This is a genomic window from Chryseobacterium sp. B21-037, from assembly GCF_028570785.1.
Classification (GTDB): domain Bacteria; phylum Bacteroidota; class Bacteroidia; order Flavobacteriales; family Weeksellaceae; genus Chryseobacterium; species Chryseobacterium proteolyticum.
The window spans coordinates 58,990-75,563 of sequence record NZ_JALGCB010000001.1 but is presented as its reverse complement, the minus strand read 5'-3'; the positions used below and the strand labels follow the sequence as shown (position 1 = coordinate 75,563).

Annotated in this window: 15 protein-coding genes; 3 read left to right on the top strand and 12 right to left on the bottom strand. The window is 37.2% G+C overall.

Translation table 11 applies throughout. The annotated features are described in order from the left end of the window. Positions 1-73 precede the first annotated feature (73 nt). From MTQ00_RS00375 to MTQ00_RS00335, 9 genes are all read right to left on the bottom strand, one after another. Positions 74-1,420, bottom strand: coding sequence for an ammonium transporter (locus MTQ00_RS00375; protein ID WP_273647296.1), 1,347 nt, complete (start codon positions 1,418-1,420; stop codon positions 74-76). A 100-nt stretch (positions 1,421-1,520) separates the two neighbouring features. Continuing rightward, positions 1,521-2,168 carry an alpha/beta hydrolase gene (locus tag MTQ00_RS00370; protein WP_273647295.1) on the bottom strand — a complete coding sequence of 216 codons (648 nt, stop codon included), beginning with the start codon at positions 2,166-2,168 and terminating at the stop codon, positions 1,521-1,523. 72 nt (positions 2,169-2,240) lie between these two features. After that, positions 2,241-2,867, bottom strand: a complete 627-nt coding sequence (locus MTQ00_RS00365; protein WP_172276964.1) for a YceI family protein — start codon at positions 2,865-2,867, stop codon at positions 2,241-2,243. Between the two features lie 78 nt (positions 2,868-2,945). Then, positions 2,946-3,512: a YceI family protein gene (locus tag MTQ00_RS00360; RefSeq protein WP_172276961.1), complete on the bottom strand. Its 567-nt coding sequence runs from the start codon at positions 3,510-3,512 to the stop codon at positions 2,946-2,948. Between the two features lie 154 nt (positions 3,513-3,666). Continuing rightward, positions 3,667-4,713, bottom strand: coding sequence for a glucokinase (locus MTQ00_RS00355; RefSeq protein WP_172276958.1), 1,047 nt, complete (start codon positions 4,711-4,713; stop codon positions 3,667-3,669). Between the two features lie 115 nt (positions 4,714-4,828). Continuing rightward, entirely contained in the window at positions 4,829-5,392 is a 564-nt protein-coding gene (locus tag MTQ00_RS00350; RefSeq protein WP_273647291.1) for a hypothetical protein, read from the bottom strand. 310 nt (positions 5,393-5,702) lie between these two features. Further along, positions 5,703-5,828, bottom strand: coding sequence for a hypothetical protein (locus tag MTQ00_RS00345; RefSeq protein ID WP_262888793.1), 126 nt, complete (start codon positions 5,826-5,828; stop codon positions 5,703-5,705). Positions 5,829-5,881: 53 nt separating this feature from the next. Then, positions 5,882-6,895, bottom strand: a complete 1,014-nt coding sequence (locus MTQ00_RS00340) for a helix-turn-helix transcriptional regulator (protein ID WP_172276952.1) — start codon at positions 6,893-6,895, stop codon at positions 5,882-5,884. 213 nt (positions 6,896-7,108) lie between these two features. Continuing rightward, positions 7,109-7,441 (bottom strand): HopJ type III effector protein, encoded by a 333-nt coding sequence (locus tag MTQ00_RS00335; RefSeq protein ID WP_273647289.1) that lies wholly within the window; start codon positions 7,439-7,441, stop codon positions 7,109-7,111. Positions 7,442-7,638: 197 nt separating this feature from the next. Here MTQ00_RS00335 and MTQ00_RS00330 point away from each other — a divergent pair, with 197 nt between their 5' ends. Beyond that, entirely contained in the window at positions 7,639-9,030 is a 1,392-nt protein-coding gene (locus MTQ00_RS00330; RefSeq protein WP_273647288.1) for an RtcB family protein, read from the top strand. A gap of 111 nt (positions 9,031-9,141) precedes the next feature. Here the strand turns inward: MTQ00_RS00330 and MTQ00_RS00325 are convergent, their stop codons facing one another. The 3 genes from MTQ00_RS00325 to MTQ00_RS00315 all read right to left on the bottom strand — a co-directional run bounded on the left by MTQ00_RS00325 (position 9,142) and on the right by MTQ00_RS00315 (position 14,414). Next, positions 9,142-11,556, bottom strand: coding sequence for a TonB-dependent receptor (locus MTQ00_RS00325; protein WP_273647287.1), 2,415 nt, complete (start codon positions 11,554-11,556; stop codon positions 9,142-9,144). Positions 11,557-11,607: 51 nt separating this feature from the next. After that, entirely contained in the window at positions 11,608-13,257 is a 1,650-nt protein-coding gene (locus MTQ00_RS00320) for a serine hydrolase domain-containing protein (protein WP_273647286.1), read from the bottom strand. A 119-nt stretch (positions 13,258-13,376) separates the two neighbouring features. Further along, a complete protein-coding gene (locus MTQ00_RS00315; protein WP_273647285.1) occupies positions 13,377-14,414 on the bottom strand; it encodes a helix-turn-helix domain-containing protein in 1,038 nt (345 codons plus the stop codon). A 196-nt stretch (positions 14,415-14,610) separates the two neighbouring features. Here MTQ00_RS00315 and MTQ00_RS00310 point away from each other — a divergent pair, with 196 nt between their 5' ends. Together MTQ00_RS00310 and MTQ00_RS00305 are read left to right on the top strand one after the other, a co-directional pair. Continuing rightward, positions 14,611-15,357: a nucleotidyltransferase domain-containing protein gene (locus MTQ00_RS00310; RefSeq protein ID WP_273647283.1), complete on the top strand. Its 747-nt coding sequence runs from the start codon at positions 14,611-14,613 to the stop codon at positions 15,355-15,357. A gap of 71 nt (positions 15,358-15,428) precedes the next feature. After that, positions 15,429-16,514, top strand: coding sequence for a nucleotidyltransferase domain-containing protein (locus MTQ00_RS00305; RefSeq protein ID WP_273647282.1), 1,086 nt, complete (start codon positions 15,429-15,431; stop codon positions 16,512-16,514). Positions 16,515-16,574 lie beyond the last annotated feature (60 nt).

Here is a 16,574-nt window from a genome sequence, read left to right as displayed (position 1 = left end):
TCACAAAGATACATGATAAATCGTTATTATGCTTCCCTTCACATAAGGATTAAAATAATTATTTAAGTGCCCGCTACCATTTTAGGCTTTCTTCATGCTGAGACATGTCCAGTCCCATATTTTCCGACTCTTCGGATACCCGAAGGGTAATCATTCTGTTCGTCAGCCGGTACAAAACCAGAGAGCCAAAAAATGCAAACACAGAAACCAGAACCAACGCCATCATATGGTGGGCAAATACTTCAATCCCTCCATGCAGAAGGCTTGCGTTTTCACCATGCGCAAAAATAGCGGTCAGGATCATTCCCATGATTCCCCCTACTCCATGGCATGCAAAAACATCTAGGGTATCGTCTATTTTTTTGAGTTTCTTCCAGTTCATCATCAGATTGGAAACAATAGCTGAAATAAATCCGATAAATAAGCTTTCCGGAACAGATACAAAGCCACATCCCGGGGTAATGGCAACCAGACCTACTACAGCACCGATGCATGCTCCTAATGCAGAAACACTCCTTCCGTTAATTCGGTCAAAAAGGATCCATGTCATCATCGCTGATGCCGAAGCTATAGTTGTGGTTCCGAAAGCTGTGGCAGCAGTTGCATTGGCTCCCAGTGCAGATCCGGCATTGAAACCAAACCAGCCGAACCAAAGCATTCCTGTTCCCAGAAGTACAAAAGGGATATTCGAAGGTTCATGGTGAGGGTTTTTCCTGTTTCCTACAACCATTGCTCCTGCCAAAGCAGCAAATCCTGCGCTCATATGCACTACGGTTCCGCCTGCAAAATCTTTGACACCAAAATATTTATTCAACAAACCGTCCGGATGCCATACCATATGGCAAAGGGGCGTATAAATGAATATACTGAAAAGAACCATGAACAGCAGATAGGAAATAAAGCGCACCCGTTCGGCAAAAGAACCGGTGATCAGTGCGGGAGTTATCACCGCAAATTTCATCTGAAAAAGAGCGAATAAAATAAACGGAATGGTAGAAGCCATCGCTTTGTGCGGCAAGACACCTACATGATTAAAAAAGGGGTAACTCAAGGGATTACCGATCAGTCCATAGTGCTCTTCGTTCATTTCAAAACCTATAGAATCACCGAATGACAAAGAAAATCCAACTACAACCCACAGAATAGAAATGACTCCTAAAGCAATAAAACTTTGCAACATGGTGGAGATCACATTCTTTTTACCCACCATTCCACCATAAAAGAAGGACAACCCCGGTGTCATCAGCAATACCAGTCCTGCTGCTGCTAAAATCCACGCCACATCAGCCCCTACGATCTTATCTTCGCTTAAAAACTCACCTGAATCCGGCAGGTCCGTTACCGGTGACCAAAACAAACCACCGATAGCAACCATTGATATCACCGCAAAGGACACGATCCATTTCAAACCAATTTTCATAAAAATCTATTTTAACCCTATCAAAAATAGGGATAAATTTCATAAAAACACATTTAAAAACAAAACAACCCTTAAATTTTAACGCATAATAATTTAAAATCTATTCCACAGGAAATATTTCATTTAAAATTTTAGATACTTCTTTTGATTTAGTAGCGGGAAACAGATGGGTTCCACCCCGTATAATATAGTTCGGTTTTGAATTTTTCACAGGAAATACAATATCCCTGTCACCTAATATCTGGATCACTTCAGGATTTTCATCAAACCTCCAATCTGAAATCTTTTCTATGGACCATTTCAGATAATAAGGATCTTTCACCCTGAAATACTGTAAAACCTTAGGATTTTTTGGATCAAAGAACTTCCTGAGCACAGAATATGCCGCTGTATTTTTTTCATTAAAAAAACGAGTAGGTAATATTTTAGGGATCCTGGTAATCTGTCCGGCTCTTATTAACCTCGATTTTTCTTTATCAGATTTAATACTTCCTAAAATCACTACTTTTTCAGCCGGTTTTATTTTATTGATCTCCTGCACCATAATTCCTCCAAAAGAATACCCCAACAGATAAAATGGTTCCGAATCATCAATCTTTGACGCCATTCTCTCAACGTATTGAGGAAAACTTTCGTTTAGCCCCGGAATGAGCCAGTCTATAAACACCACTTCCAGATGTGCAGGAAACTGCAATTTTTCCAGCACTTTAAAATCTGCACCAAGTCCGCTTATTACATAGATTTTCATACTGCTAAAATAAAAAATATGGGTAACTATTGAAAGCTACCCATATTTAATTTATTGTTAAAGTAAAACCTTTTATTTTTTCTTTACAGGAACCCTGTTATCATTATCCAGCTTTTCTGTAGAAACTTTGAATTGGATATCCATTTCATCTTTAATGAAATAATCTTTTAAAGAAGACTGATAGAATACTTTGAAATCCCTTCTGTTCAATGAGAATTTAGCAGACTCAATCACTACCGTAAATTGTGTAACATATACGTTAGCAGGGAAAGTAATGGTCTTTCTCACTCCTTTTATCGTAACATCCCCATATACCGTTGAATTGTACTCACTGTTTGCCAGAGGAATAATTTTAGTTAAGTGGAATTTCGCAATCGGAAACTTTTTAACTTCAAAGAAATTGGTACTTTTAAGGTCGTTGGTCAGCTTGATCTGATCTTCATCAGAAACATCCCCCGCCATCAGACTTCTCATATCAATTATAAATTCACCGTCTACCAAAACCGTTTTATCAAAATTGAATTTTCCGCTTTTCAGTTTTACTGTTCCGGAATGTGATGTAGGTACAGTTTTTACAACCTTATATCCCCACCATCTGATCTCAGAAGAGGTCACCTTCGAAACCTTATCAAATTTTCTCTGAGCAGAAACAAATGATATACCTACGCACATCATAGCAAACAATAGTAGTCTTTTCATTCTTTTTTATTTACAATTCAACAAAAATAAAAAAAAGTGTAGAACTTCTACACTTTTAACAATCTTTTTTTGATTAAATTATTTAGCAGTTACTTTTACAAGCATATCGATATCATCTTTCACAAAAACATCCTGCATTGTTGATTTGTACGCAACGTCGAATTTTTGTCTGTCGAAAGAAAATTTATCTGATACAAGACTTGCTACTCCTTTGCTGTACGCAATCTTCGCAGGGAAAGAAATACTGTTTGTTTTTCCTTTTACTGTAAGATCTCCTGTTACTAGAGAGTTGTATATTTTATCATTGTTTTTCTTTACGGAAGTAATCTTAAAAGCAGCTGTAGGATATTTCTCAACTTCGAAGAAATCTCCGTTCTTTAAATGTCCGTTCAGCTTAGTCTGGTATTCTCCGGAAAGGTCTGTAGACGTAATAGAAGTCATATCTAAAACGAAAGATCCACCCACAACATCATTTCCTTTCATAACAAGGTTTCCTGACTTCACTTTTACTGTACCGTCATGAGAACTTGCCTCAGATTTTGCTACTTTATAACCCCACCAGTGAACATCAGATGCTACCACTTTTTTTGATTGCCCGAAAACCAATCCACTAGCTAAAACCGCTAATAATAATATTTTTTTCATTGAATAAATTTATTTAATTGTTATTTAACGATACAAATGTAGCTATCTTATTTGATAGATTTTATTGATGTACATCAATAAAACCAATTATTTTCATGAATAATATCAGGCATAAAAAACTCCGGAGTTTCCGGAGTTCTTATTTTCTTATTTGTTATTCGTAATACGCTGTATACAGTGCGACACCATGTAAACCCGTGAGATTATTCCTGATCAGATAGATAGGAATATTCCTCAACATGTCTTCCATTTTATCGCTTATTTTAAATTTCTCATAGAATTTTGCCTTATCCATATACTCATTCAGCATCTGCGGAATATCGCCAGAAATCAGCAATCCTCCGGTAGCCTTAAGCTTTAAGGTAAGGTTATTAGCCTCTCTCGCAAGAAATTCCAGGAAGGTATCTAATGCAATTTTACAGATCAACACATCATCTTCAACGGCTGCCTTGTATATCTCCTGTGAAAAATTACCGTTGGCAAGTCGATCCGCCAGCCATTCAGGCTCAGGATGTCTTTTCACGTCTCTTAAAAACCGGTAGATATTAAAAAGCCCTGTTTTGGAAAGAACATTCTCCCAGCTAACAATCCCATAGATGTTGTTCAGGAACTGATAAAATTCCACTTCAACATTGGTTCTTGGTGAAAACTCAGAATGTCCGCCTTCTGTAGCAAAAGGTCTTAAGTATTTTCCATCAAAGAAATACCCCGCTTCCCCAAGACCATTTCCAGGTGCCAGGATCGCAACATTTCCTTTTTCAAGGTGTCCGCTTGTGTAGATAGCTTCCAGGTCGCTGTCCTCAAGAAGTCCCATTCCATAAGCAGATGCCTCAAGATCATTAAGCATATCCACTTTTTCGAATCCGAATTCATTTTTAAATTCGTCTACGTCGAAACTCCAGCCTAATCTGGCAGGGTTACTCTTCCCATTAAGAACCGGTCCCGGAACCGCTATTCCTAAACGCTTCACATTGCTCAGCTGATTTTCCTGAATAAATTTTTTCAGGATTTCCGAAAAAGAAGCATGTTCTTTTGTCGGGTAGCTTGTCTGTAATTTTATATCAAGCCCTCCATTACCAGACACATAGTATCCTAAAGTGGTAACATCCTCACGTAAGTTGGCTCCAATGATGGAAACATCATTATTATTGCTGTCTTTTACACCCGGTAAATAAAGGGGAAATTTTGGATTTAAGTTCATAATCACAAATTTTATCAAATATAATAATAGTTTTCGGAAATCGTGTACGGTAATAAAAAACCTTTTCAAAAAGATGAAAAGGTTTTGGCTAATAATTGTTTATATATAAATCTAACTACTTTCCTAATGGAATATTGTAAGAAAATCCGACACCAATGTTACCCACATTGTAGTCCTGATTTACTAAATCACCTTTACTTCCTGTAAATACCTTCTGATATTGTACGAAGAAATTCCAGTCCTGATTATGGTACCCGATTTCAGGTTTGATATAAAAACCTCCGCTTGGTCTGTCAACCGAAGTATTGGAAGCTACTTTATCATCCCCTACAAGGAATCCATAACCCAAGTCAGTCCCAAAATAGAAACCTGTTTGCTTTGGATAAATTCTCAATAATGCTGCTACAGGAATTACCCCTACATCATTATTTTTATATCCGTTGTTTTCTTTTCCGAAATAATGGGAATAACCAGTTGCGATACCTAATCCAACTCCCGGAGTAATCAGATTCTGGTAAGCCACATCCACACCCACAGCAGCAGAAAGATTATCAGAAGGAACAGCTAATCCTACATTCGCTCCTACTTTAAGCATGTTGTTCATCTGTACGCTCTGTGCACTTGCTACACCTGCTGTTAAAATTCCAGCTAGTAAAACTGCTTGTTTAAACATTTTCATAATTTCTGATCTTTAAATTTTACTATTCAGAATGCTGTAAAAATCATGCCAAGCAGGTCGTTTTTCACTCCTTTAACATCCGCAAACGACTCAAATCATTGAAAATTAAACAGTTAATTTTTGTTAAAATTTAAATAAATGTTTAATTAAGTCTCGAAAAAGCAATAGCCAAAAAGTGAAAAATGTTTAAAATATTAAGTTCAGTGCTTTCAGGAGCGATTGTCAATGGATTTTATCCAACCGCTATTACCTGAAAAAAAGACTGCCTTTTCAGGGCAGTCTTTTTTTATCATTCCAGATTACGTTGTACTTATGCTGGAATCTGCTTTTTTCCTTCTTCCTTTTTATCTAATTTTTCACTCACTTTTTTTACGATATATTCTATAACAAGTGGTGCAACTATGGCAATAACCGCCTTAAGAATTCTTGATTTCATATGTAGTAATTTTGGTTTATCATTACAATTTTTAAGCCATTTATTAATCCGCTTTATTCATTGGTATTCAAAAGCTGGTAATTCCGGCATGCTTCTTCCAAACTGGCCTGAATTCTTTTTTTGAGCCTCTCAGGCCTTAAAACCGTTATAAATTCGCCGAGCCCCAATATCATTCTCTCCAATTCAAAGTTCAGCTGAACACATATTTTAAATGTGGTTCCGGTTTTATCTTCCTTTATAATCTCCTGGGAATGGTGAAAAGGTTTGGTTCTGACATAAGGGGCATGTTTTGGGTTAATTTTAAAGATAACATTCTGCGGACGTTGCCCATCCGAAACCGTAACCCCGATCACTTCCCCGAAGTAACGGTCCGAATCAAATTCTTTATCAATATAGCTTACCTTTTCATCAACAGAAATCTCCTCCATCCGGTCCAAGGCCAGATTATACATTTTATTCTTAAACCAGCATATAAGGAACCAACGGTTATTGTATTCCTTCAGGAGCTGCGGATGTACGGTGTAATAATCCGATTCTCTTGCTTTAAAGCTTTTATAAAGGATCTTCAGTACTTTCCTGTTTAAAATGCTTTCATATAGTATATCGATGTGTTCGAGCCCTTTCAGCTGTTCATTCTTATCGAGGTGGATAATCGACTTCTGGTTTGTAGAATGGATGGAGTCTTCCAGCTTCTGGATCACTCCGTTCATATCCTTAAACATGGAAAAGTCCTTGAACTGCTTCAGGATCTGAACGGCATTATTCATTGCCTTCAGGTCACTTTCATTTACTGATATATTATGAATACTATAATCCGGATCACTATATCGGTAGTATTTTCTGTCGTAGACTTCAATAGGTGCCTCATAGCCAAATTTTTCACTCCGCATATTCTGCAGGTCAAGCTGGACCGTACGTTTGCTGACAAATGATTCTTTGCCTTCAAACTCAAACAGGGCTTCCGAACATTCATCGATAAGATCCTCCAGCGTATATTTTCTATACTTGTTTTTCAGGCATTTATCCAATGTTTTATATCGGATCAGGGCATTTTTGTTCGATGACATAATTGTATTTTATTGAAATGTCTTTTATTCCGCAACATGATTTTTCAGCCGGAATTTTTTCTTTTCCTTATTTCCTTTCTAATTGAATGTAAATAAATCAAAAACCACAGATAGTCTTTCCGTTCAACTCTAATCAACGACTTAATAACTTATTTGAAAAATTAATACATTAATACATTAATACATTAATACATTAATACATCATAATCAAAATCATTTCTTCGCCAAAGCCTCTCCATCAAAAGAAACCCCATCCCATCCGAACTCCATAAAATTCCTGATATTCTGATGATCTGTTCCATCGGGATTTTTCAGTACATCTTCTCTGTAAAAATCTCCGAAAAGACTTAATACCTCATCCTTTGACAAATTATTCTGCTTTCCAAAACTGAATACCTTACATGATCCGTTATTCTGATCCGCTTCGTTCACTGTATTCCCATTCGCGAATCTGGTAGGTGTAAAATGATAATTTTCATCAATGTAGGCAATGACATCTTTAAACTGAATGGTTTCCGGAGAATTTTTTACTTGTTCTAATAGCATATTTATTTTTTTTAGGCGAAAGAGCGAATTGGCAAAATGGTTAAATCATTAAAATATAACTTCAATTGACTTTGTGGCAATTCCGTTATTTTGCTTTTCAGCTTTTCGCTTTTGTAAAAATAATCAAAAAAAATTCATCTACGCAAAAAGATTGCATACTTGTATATTTACTTTGCATCATCAAATTGAAAGAACACATGGAATTTAATGGAAATCACCTAATTGAATTAGGGTTCAGACCCGCAAAATGGTTTAAAGAAGCCATAGAATATATCAACGAAAATAATCTGGATGAAACTCAGATCAAAACGTATCTGGAGCAATATAAACAACCGGACCAGATTCCTTTGCATGAAACCCCAAAAGATTTCATCATCAACATCAGAGCTGAGCACGAAAGTGAAAATGATAACGTGGAAAAGGTAATCAAAACCATGCAGGTTTTAATGAAAACCCCAACATTGGTTGGAGGAGCTTTAATGCCTGATGCCTGTCCGACAGGACCAGAAGGTCATATACCGGTGGGTGGTGTGGTTATTGCTAAAAATGCAATCCATCCCGGGTTTCATAGTGCAGATATCTGCTGTTCCGTGATGTTGACTGATTTTGGAAAAGCTGATCCTAAAGCCGTTTTGGATACTGCTCATTCGGTAACTCATTTCGGATATGGAGGAAGAGCACGAGGAGAACAAATGCCAATGTCGCAGGAACTGATGGATGCGTTCAGGGAAAATTATTTCCTTAATGATGAAAAGCTGATCAGCATTGCCCGCTCTCATATGGGAACACAGGGCGATGGAAATCATTTCTTATTCGTTGGTATTTCTAAAAATACAGGAAATACCATGTTGGTTACTCATCATGGTTCAAGAGCTCCGGGAACTGCTCTTTACGATAAAGGGATGAAAGTTGCCAATCGTTTCAGACAGGATATTTCACCGGAAACGCTGAAAGAGAATGCCTGGATCCCATATGATACAGAAGAGGGAAAATCTTACTGGGAAGCTCTGCAGCTGATCAGAACATGGACGAAAGAAAACCATACTTCCATCCATGATGCCGTTTTATATAAAATGGAAATTGAAAAAGAGAACAGGTACTGGAATGAGCACAACTTTGTCTTCAAAGACGGAGATCTTTTTTACCATGCAAAAGGAGCAACCCCACTGGATGATAAATTCATGCCTGATATTACAGGACCAAGACTGATTCCATTAAATATGGCAGAACCGGTTTTAATAGTTCAGGGAAACACCAATGAAAGAAACCTGGGTTTTGCCCCTCACGGAGCAGGAAGAAATTTCAGCAGAAGTCAGCATAAGAGATCATTGGCCCACAAAACCATTGAAGAAGTTTTTGCTGAAGAAACCGAAGGATTGGATATCCGTTTCTTTTCCAATGAAATTGATATTTCCGAACTACCGACCGCATATAAAAGTGCTAAAAACGTAAGAGCACAGATTGAAGAATACGGATTATGTGAAGTATTGGATGAAGTGATGCCTTACGGGTGTATCATGGCTGGTGATGTCGGGAAAAATGCACCATGGAAAAAGAAAAGAAAATTTAGAAAAGCACAGAACGGATAATAGTAAGAAATTACTTTCCCTGATATACTCTCGCCTATAATTATGACAGACAGATTTTGATTTTAGTCATTTGTTTATCGTAATTGTTGGCGAGAGATTTAATTTATATCATCAGCTTCCGATTCTCTCTTTCAGGTCATCTGCACCTCCGGTCTTTCTCAATTGAAGGTTTTTAGAGGATCCGAAGTTATAAGTATAGGACAGCATCACGACCCTGGAATCTCTTTTTACCGTAAAATTCTCCAGGTAATCATTATAAGCAAACTGCCCCCTTGGATTACTGGTAAAAAACACATCAGCAAAAGAAAATTTAAGGACACTTTTATTGTTAAATTTTTTCTGGGCACCAATACTCAGAAAGCCATAGGGCCGTGCATATACATAAGCCTGTATTTCTCTGGCGTGGTAATTTCCCGTAACTTCAGCAGTAAAGCCGTTTCCTAATTTGAAGTTATGGATGCTGTTGATGCTGAAGGTAAAATTTCCCTGGTTGGTAATCTGACTTCCCGAAACATTCCCTGTGAAAGAAGCATAGTAAAAACTGGCAGTATTGCTTATATCCCACCAACGCATCACTTTTACAGGAACGATCAGACTGAGCCCGTAATGGGAAGCCGAACTGATATTTTCAAATGTTTGGATCGCAATATTCTGTCCGTTTTCCACCACAGGCTTTACTACATTAATTATGTGATCAGAAGTTCTGCTATAATTCAGTGTGGCAAAATATTTATTGTTAAGGCTGTAAGTAAGCTCATAATTCATCATCGTCTCGGGAATCAGATCTGGATTTCCGGCCTTTGAAGTAGTAGGGTCAAAGTAAAATCTGAAAGGATTGAGCTGATTATAACTGGGGCGGGTGATCCTTCTGCTTAAGCTGATCTCCATGGAACTTTTATCCGTTATATTATATGCCAGTACTGCACTCGGGAATACTTGCGTATAGTTTCTTTTATTAATCTGGTTATTAGCAAGCTGCATGCCCTTTATATTTGTATTTTCCATTCGCAGTCCGGCTATCATTTTAAGCCTTTCCCATTTTTTGGAAGCATTCCCATAAACAGCATTAATGTTTTCCTCATAAATAAAATGATTGGTTTTGGTAGGATCAGACACAAAGACCCCTGAACTTCCGTCAAAAAATTTCAAATCATTATCAGATTTTACAAAGCTTGTTTTAATCCCGCTTTCCAGTTTCCATCCATACTTAAAGTTTTTAGTAAGGTCGCTTTTCAATGAAAAAATATTCAGTTTTCCTTTCATATCCCCTTTCAGAATATCAAGCCTGTCCAAACTACCCGATAAATTGTAGTTCCTGGTTTCAAAATTCTGTAGAGAACCGTTTGAATAGTTGATATAGTCAAAATCCGTTGTTAGTTCTGATCCCAGAGAATCAAGGCTGTATTTATGGTTGAGATTAAGGGAAGGATTAGCGAAATGATTCCGGGTTTTACTTATGGTTCCGAAGGTACTTTCCGGAAGCTGATTACTTCCCAGTGTGAGGCTTGAGGTATTTCCGTCAATTTTAACATTATTAGCTACTAGTCCCACAGAAAGCCCAAGAATATTCTTGTTATTCAGATCGTAATCTATCCCCATCCTGGTCATATGGCCCGTTATTCCAAACTTCAGGAAATTATCCTGAATAAAAGCTTTTTTAAATTGGTTGTTTTCATAAAAATTCCTGTTTAAAAGCAGATGATTGTAAAAAATTCTATCAACAAAGCCATAGTTTGCAAAAGCATTCACCTTCCCGCTCCTGTGATTGATGCTGACCGTATTGTTAGTTTTTATATATTTACCGGCTCCCGCAGAGATAGAAACAGTCCCGTTAGTCCCCTTCTTTTGCTCTTTTTTTAATCTGATATTGATAATCGAAGATCCTTCTGCATCATATTTCGAAGAAGGATTGGTAACAAATTCTATTTTATCAATGGAGGCTGAGGGAATCCCCCTGAGATAACCCGCAAGGTCACTTCCCGTCATCGGTGTATTTTTACCGTCAATCTGAACCAGCAGATTTCCTTTTCCGTGAAGACTTAAATTGTCATTATTATCCACGCTCACTCCTGGTGCTTTCTCCAGGATTTCAAAAGCCGAGCTTCCGGTAGCGGAAATGCTGTTTTCTACATTAAGGATCATCTTCCCCTCCTGTCTTTCTATAAAAGGACGGGTTTTGGTAATGGTAACTTCTTCAATGGATTTTACTGTAAGATCAATAACAGGAAGCATCTTATTTTCTGTTACAGGAATATTTTCTGAATGATAAACCTCAAAACCATTCCTGTAAACTTTCAGTTGGTAACGACCGACTTTCAGGGCAGAAAACCTGAACTGTCCTTGCCGGTCAGCAGTTTCGGTTTTTATCAATGTATTTTCAGCATCAAAAAGGCTGATGACTAAAGACTGTGTACCATCCGATTTTATAGTACCCGACAGCGAGAAACGCTGTATATCCTGTGCTGGTAAAAGTGTACTGAAAAATATCAGTATTCCGATAAAAATGCAAGAAAATAGCCTGATCATAAGTTTATCTTTTAAAGTGATGTAATTTTCATATGGTCAAATAATGCAGAGTTATTTTATTTTTTTAAACTCGATATTGGCCATATTAAAGCCGGACACGGTAAATCCACTTACAGTACCTGATGAAGTCCATTGGAAATCAAGCTGTCCGAAGTAGGATTTTGATGAATAAAAGCTTGTTGAACTGAGTGGAAATAATAGAATATCTGGATTTACCGAATGTTTTGCTACCAGGTGATGATTTTCAGTGACCAGCTGGTACATCGTATTGAATTCTTCATTTCGGTAAAATCCTTCCAGTTTTTTCAAATCTTTCAAATCCACTTTAGGCGGATTCATTCTGATTTTTTTCATCGGAAATGTAAAATCCGCAATTTTGAAAAAAGCTGAATCTTTATTAAAAACAAGGCTTGCCGTAGCAACGGAAGGAATGCTGAACCGGTTATCTCCAACTGGTTCTAAAAGTTCTCCTTCTTCCTGTTTATAAGTTTTTAGGTAAAGGTTGTTTTCTTTTACAGAAACATCAAAGTAGCTACCTGGGATACGCTCATAAATCCCTTCAAATCCTTTTAATTCGGATGCTGTATAAGCAGTTTTTTTAGGTTTTACAACCGTTTCTTTATCTCCAAGAAATAAATCCACCAATTTATAGACCATCTGATAACCTTCAGTTCCCCTCTTATTCGCCAGCAGGACAACGGAAAACTGCTGATTGGGAATATGTAAAATATAAGAACCGTAACCCGCTGTCCCTCCACCGTGAAAGACAAGATGCAAACCTTTATAAGTACCCGTCTGCAGCCCCAACCCATATTCAATGCTTCTACCATTATTTAGGATCGTATTTTCCTGCATCACAGTATAAAAGTCATGATTATCCGTAGCTGATTTCTGAAAATCAGCTGCCCATATACAGAAATCATTAAGTGTCATATAAATATTGGAAGATCCGTACTCCATTTGCCCGATCGGATATTTTAAAACAGTATCCCCCTGCTGCAGGTAAGAGTCTGCCTTATTCGGGATGATCTTTTCCGGATCATCTATCGCCATAGTATGGTGCATTCCTAACGGAGTGAAGATATATTTCCTTAGAAGTTCACCAAAATCTTTTTTATAGACCCTGTGAAGGATTTCGGCTAACAACATAAAACCGGTATTATTATACTGATACTGCTCGCCCGGCCGAAAGTTAAAGCTTTTAATACCCAGAATTGTTTGTACTGCCTGACTATTGGTTACCCTGAATTCATCCCCGAATCCCTGTAATCTTTTAATTCCGGTAAAATCAGGCAGCCCATGCGTATGATTTGCCAGCTGACGGATTGTTACCGGATAAGATAAATGTTTGAGCTCCGGAAGATAGATCCTGATATCATCATCTAATGACAGCTTTCCTTCTTTCACAGCCTGCAAAGCAATGAATGCCGTAAACTGTTTGGAAACCGATGCAATATTAAAAGCTGTGGAATCTGTAATGGGTGTCTGATTTTCCAGGTTGGCCTGGCCATAAATCTTCTTATAAATTACCTTTCCTTCTTTAATTATGCCTACGGCCATCCCCGGAGCATTTTTCTTGACATAACTATTCAGCAATGAGTCTGCTTTTCTGATTGTGTTTTTTTGATTGAACTGTCCGGAGTATTTCCCACAATTCATTATAAAAAAAAGAAATAATGCTACTTTGATCTGTTGCTTCATCTGATGTAAATTTTATGATGAAACAAATCTGAAACTTTGCATGGAAATAAAGATCCGAATACCGGAAACCGAACCATTTTTATGGCGTAAAATCAGTCCGACTTTAAATCGAACACTTTTTAAATAACTGATTTCCTGTAATCTGTAGGAGTAATACCCGTTTCTTTTTTAAATGCGGTATAAAAAGAGGATTTGGAATTGAAACCTACCTGATACAGAACTTCCAATACAGTAAGCTGAGGCTGATCTTTTAAAAGTAATTGGGCATCCTTAATCCTGAATTCATTAATAAAATCAAAAAAATGCTTTCCCGCAGACTGATTGATCAATAAAGAAAGCTGCTTCTCCGGCATATTAAATTTTTCAGCCAGCTTTTGCAGGGTAAGGCTGTCATCCAGATAAGGTTTCTCAGTTTCCATTAATTCCATAAGATCTTTTAGCTGCTGTGGTTTTTCATGATGATCCCCGGATTCAATTTTTAAAGGAACCAAATCTTTATCAATTCCGGCAAACAAATTGGGTCTGTACAGGGAGTTGAGCACAAACCAGCTGATCATAAATAATACAAATAAGCAGCTAAAAGTATACAGATAGGTAAAAAGGCTCCCGTTGTTCTTTACAAAATCTCTGAGTAGCACAAAAAAATTTCCGATTAAAAACAAAACTGTAATCTGTATTAACCACCTATAAATATGACTATGATTTCCAGAATAATTATCCCGGTATAGTTTTTTAAAAATCCTCAGCTCAAGAAAAACAGCAATAATATAATAGTAATACTGGATAATGGTAAAAATATCAAAAACCTGGTCAGCTTGTGCAGACATCTGTGTAACAAGAAACAGAACAAGGAAGAAGAGAAAAGGTAGGCCATGTACTAGATGCTTTTTGGACAGGCTAAAGTTATAGTAGCATGCAGACTTTACATACAGATAATAAAGTGGCATCTGAAGAAGAATACTGGAAGACTTAAAACTTTGCATAAAATTCCCGGAAGGATATACAAAGAATCCGGATAAATCTATAACAGAAGTAAGAAGAAATGCAGCAAACAGATAATTGGGTAATCTTCTTTTGCTTTTTGCCGTGATCAAAAAGATGCTTAACAATAAAAACAAAAAAACAATAATTTTCCCTAGGTCACCTATTAATGCCATATTTTCTTGTCTAAATTACAATATTACAAAAAATGTAATAGCCCAGAAGACTTATATTGAAAAATTTAACCATTCACTATTTTCCATTTTCCCATAAGGTATTTCATTACATTTATAATGATTTCGTTATTCTAAATTATTACGCAAAAAGACTGCGTAATCGCTTTATTATTTTGTACCATCAAAAGAAATAAAAATGAAAAACAGGATATTAGAAAAACTAAAAGAGGTAGAAGACAAACACAGCATAGAAATACTTCTTGCAGTTGAATCCGGCAGCAGAGCCTGGGGATTTGCATCGCCGGACAGCGATTATGATATACGGTTTATATACCGTCATGAAAAGGAATGGTATCTTTCTCCATGGGACAAGGATGAAACCATAGAATTCATGACAGAGGATGACCTGGATGGTAGCGGTTGGGACCTTAAAAAGACTTTTCACCTTTTGCTAAAGTCCAATGCTGCATTGCTAAGCTGGTTCTACTCTCCTGTCGTTTATAAGAAAAATGAAGAATTTGCAGACTTGTTCAAGCCTTTGGCTGATACTTGCTTCTCTCCGATAGCGGTGTCTTACCATTATTTAAGTATGAGTAAAAAGTACCTGGAAGCCTGCAGACATGATGAAGTGAAATTAAAAAGTTATTTCTACTGTTTAAGAACAGCACTTACAGGAAAGTGGATATTAGACAAAGGAACCGTTCCTCCTGTTCTGTTCAGTGATCTTCTGGTATTGGTTGATGATTTTACAAAAACTAAAATAGAGAGTCTGGTTGCTTTAAAGGCTACTAAAGGAGAATCCTATAATCACTCCAATGACTGGGAGCTTTTAGGATTTCTGGAAAGTGTAGTTGCTGAGACTGAAGAAAAAACGAAAACATTGGCAGGAGGAAAAGGAAATAAAAAAGAAATGGAATTGGTGTTTAGAAAAATACTAGCTTAACGGATCGAAAGCACTTAATATTACACCATTTTTTCAATGTTAAAAAAATCGGACAATTATAATATACCATCATGACGATTCAGGATCTTAAAAATAAAAACCTTCTTCTTTTTGAAGCTATTTCCGGAAGCCGGGCTTTCGGGCTGGCAACGGAGAGTTCCGACACGGATATAAAGGGAGTTTATTACCTTCCCAAGGAGGATTTCTTTGGATTGAACTACATCCCCCAGATTTCCAATGAGACCAATGATATTACCTATTATGAAATCGGGAGATTTGTAGAATTGCTGCAAAAGAACAATCCCAATATCCTGGAAATTCTGGCAAGTCCGGAAGACTGCATCCTGTACAAACATCCGTTGATGGATCTGCTGAAAACGGAGGATTTCCTGTCAAAACTCAGTAAAGATACCTTTGCAGGTTATGCGGTTTCACAGATTAAAAAGGCAAAAGGTCTTAATAAAAAGATTGTAAACCCGATTGATAAAGAAAGAAAATCCATCCTGGATTTCTGTTTTATCCTTGCAGGACAGGGTTCCGTTGCATTGAAAAAATGGTTGCATGAATTTTCTGTATCGGAAGGACAGAATAGTCTCTCACAGGAACAATTCGGATTGGTAAGCATTGATCATACTAAGGGTATGTTTGCTTTATTTTACGATGAATCGGGAACATTGGGATATAAGGGGATTATTCAGAATGAAGAGGCAAATCAGGTTTCTGTATCATCTGTTCTTAAGGATGAAAAACCAACTGCTTATCTGTTCTGCAATCTGGATGCCTACTCTGTTTACTGTAAAGACTATAGGGAATATTGGAAATGGGTAGCTGAGCGCAATGAGGACCGTTACAATGTCAACCAGATTCATGGGCAGAACTACGACAGCAAAAACATGATGCATACCATCCGATTACTGCAATCCTGCGAGCATATTCTAAAAACAGGTTCGATGCAGATCCGCGTAGAGAACCGTGATGAGTTACTTGATATAAAAGCAGGAAAAAGATCTTATGATCACGTAATGGAAAAAGCTGAAAACCTGGTCCTTTCTATAGAGCATTATTATTCCAGTTCTAACCTACCAGACACACCGGATCTGGAAAGGACAACTCAGAACCTCATCGAAATCAGGAAAAAGCTATATCATTCAAAATAAAGATCCGGGAGTTGTATAGACTCATAAACCACCAAAAAGAAAATAAGGTTGCCTTTTTCT

Bases quoted from the DNA above. Each gene is read 5' to 3' on its own strand.
- MTQ00_RS00375 (WP_273647296.1), bottom strand. From the start codon at position 1,420: ATGAAAATTGGTTTGAAATGGATCGTGTCCTTTGCGGTGATATCAATG.
- MTQ00_RS00370 (WP_273647295.1), bottom strand. From the start codon at position 2,168: ATGAAAATCTATGTAATAAGCGGACTTGGTGCAGATTTTAAAGTGCTG.
- MTQ00_RS00365 (WP_172276964.1), bottom strand. From the start codon at position 2,867: ATGAAAAGACTACTATTGTTTGCTATGATGTGCGTAGGTATATCATTT.
- MTQ00_RS00360 (WP_172276961.1), bottom strand. From the start codon at position 3,512: ATGAAAAAAATATTATTATTAGCGGTTTTAGCTAGTGGATTGGTTTTC.
- MTQ00_RS00355 (WP_172276958.1), bottom strand. From the start codon at position 4,713: ATGAACTTAAATCCAAAATTTCCCCTTTATTTACCGGGTGTAAAAGAC.
- MTQ00_RS00350 (WP_273647291.1), bottom strand. From the start codon at position 5,392: ATGAAAATGTTTAAACAAGCAGTTTTACTAGCTGGAATTTTAACAGCA.
- MTQ00_RS00345 (WP_262888793.1), bottom strand. From the start codon at position 5,828: ATGAAATCAAGAATTCTTAAGGCGGTTATTGCCATAGTTGCACCACTT.
- MTQ00_RS00340 (WP_172276952.1), bottom strand. From the start codon at position 6,895: ATGTCATCGAACAAAAATGCCCTGATCCGATATAAAACATTGGATAAA.
- MTQ00_RS00335 (WP_273647289.1), bottom strand. From the start codon at position 7,441: ATGCTATTAGAACAAGTAAAAAATTCTCCGGAAACCATTCAGTTTAAA.
- MTQ00_RS00330 (WP_273647288.1), top strand. From the start codon at position 7,639: ATGGAATTTAATGGAAATCACCTAATTGAATTAGGGTTCAGACCCGCA.
- MTQ00_RS00325 (WP_273647287.1), bottom strand. From the start codon at position 11,556: ATGATCAGGCTATTTTCTTGCATTTTTATCGGAATACTGATATTTTTC.
- MTQ00_RS00320 (WP_273647286.1), bottom strand. From the start codon at position 13,257: ATGAAGCAACAGATCAAAGTAGCATTATTTCTTTTTTTTATAATGAAT.
- MTQ00_RS00315 (WP_273647285.1), bottom strand. From the start codon at position 14,414: ATGGCATTAATAGGTGACCTAGGGAAAATTATTGTTTTTTTGTTTTTA.
- MTQ00_RS00310 (WP_273647283.1), top strand. From the start codon at position 14,611: ATGAAAAACAGGATATTAGAAAAACTAAAAGAGGTAGAAGACAAACAC.
- MTQ00_RS00305 (WP_273647282.1), top strand. From the start codon at position 15,429: ATGACGATTCAGGATCTTAAAAATAAAAACCTTCTTCTTTTTGAAGCT.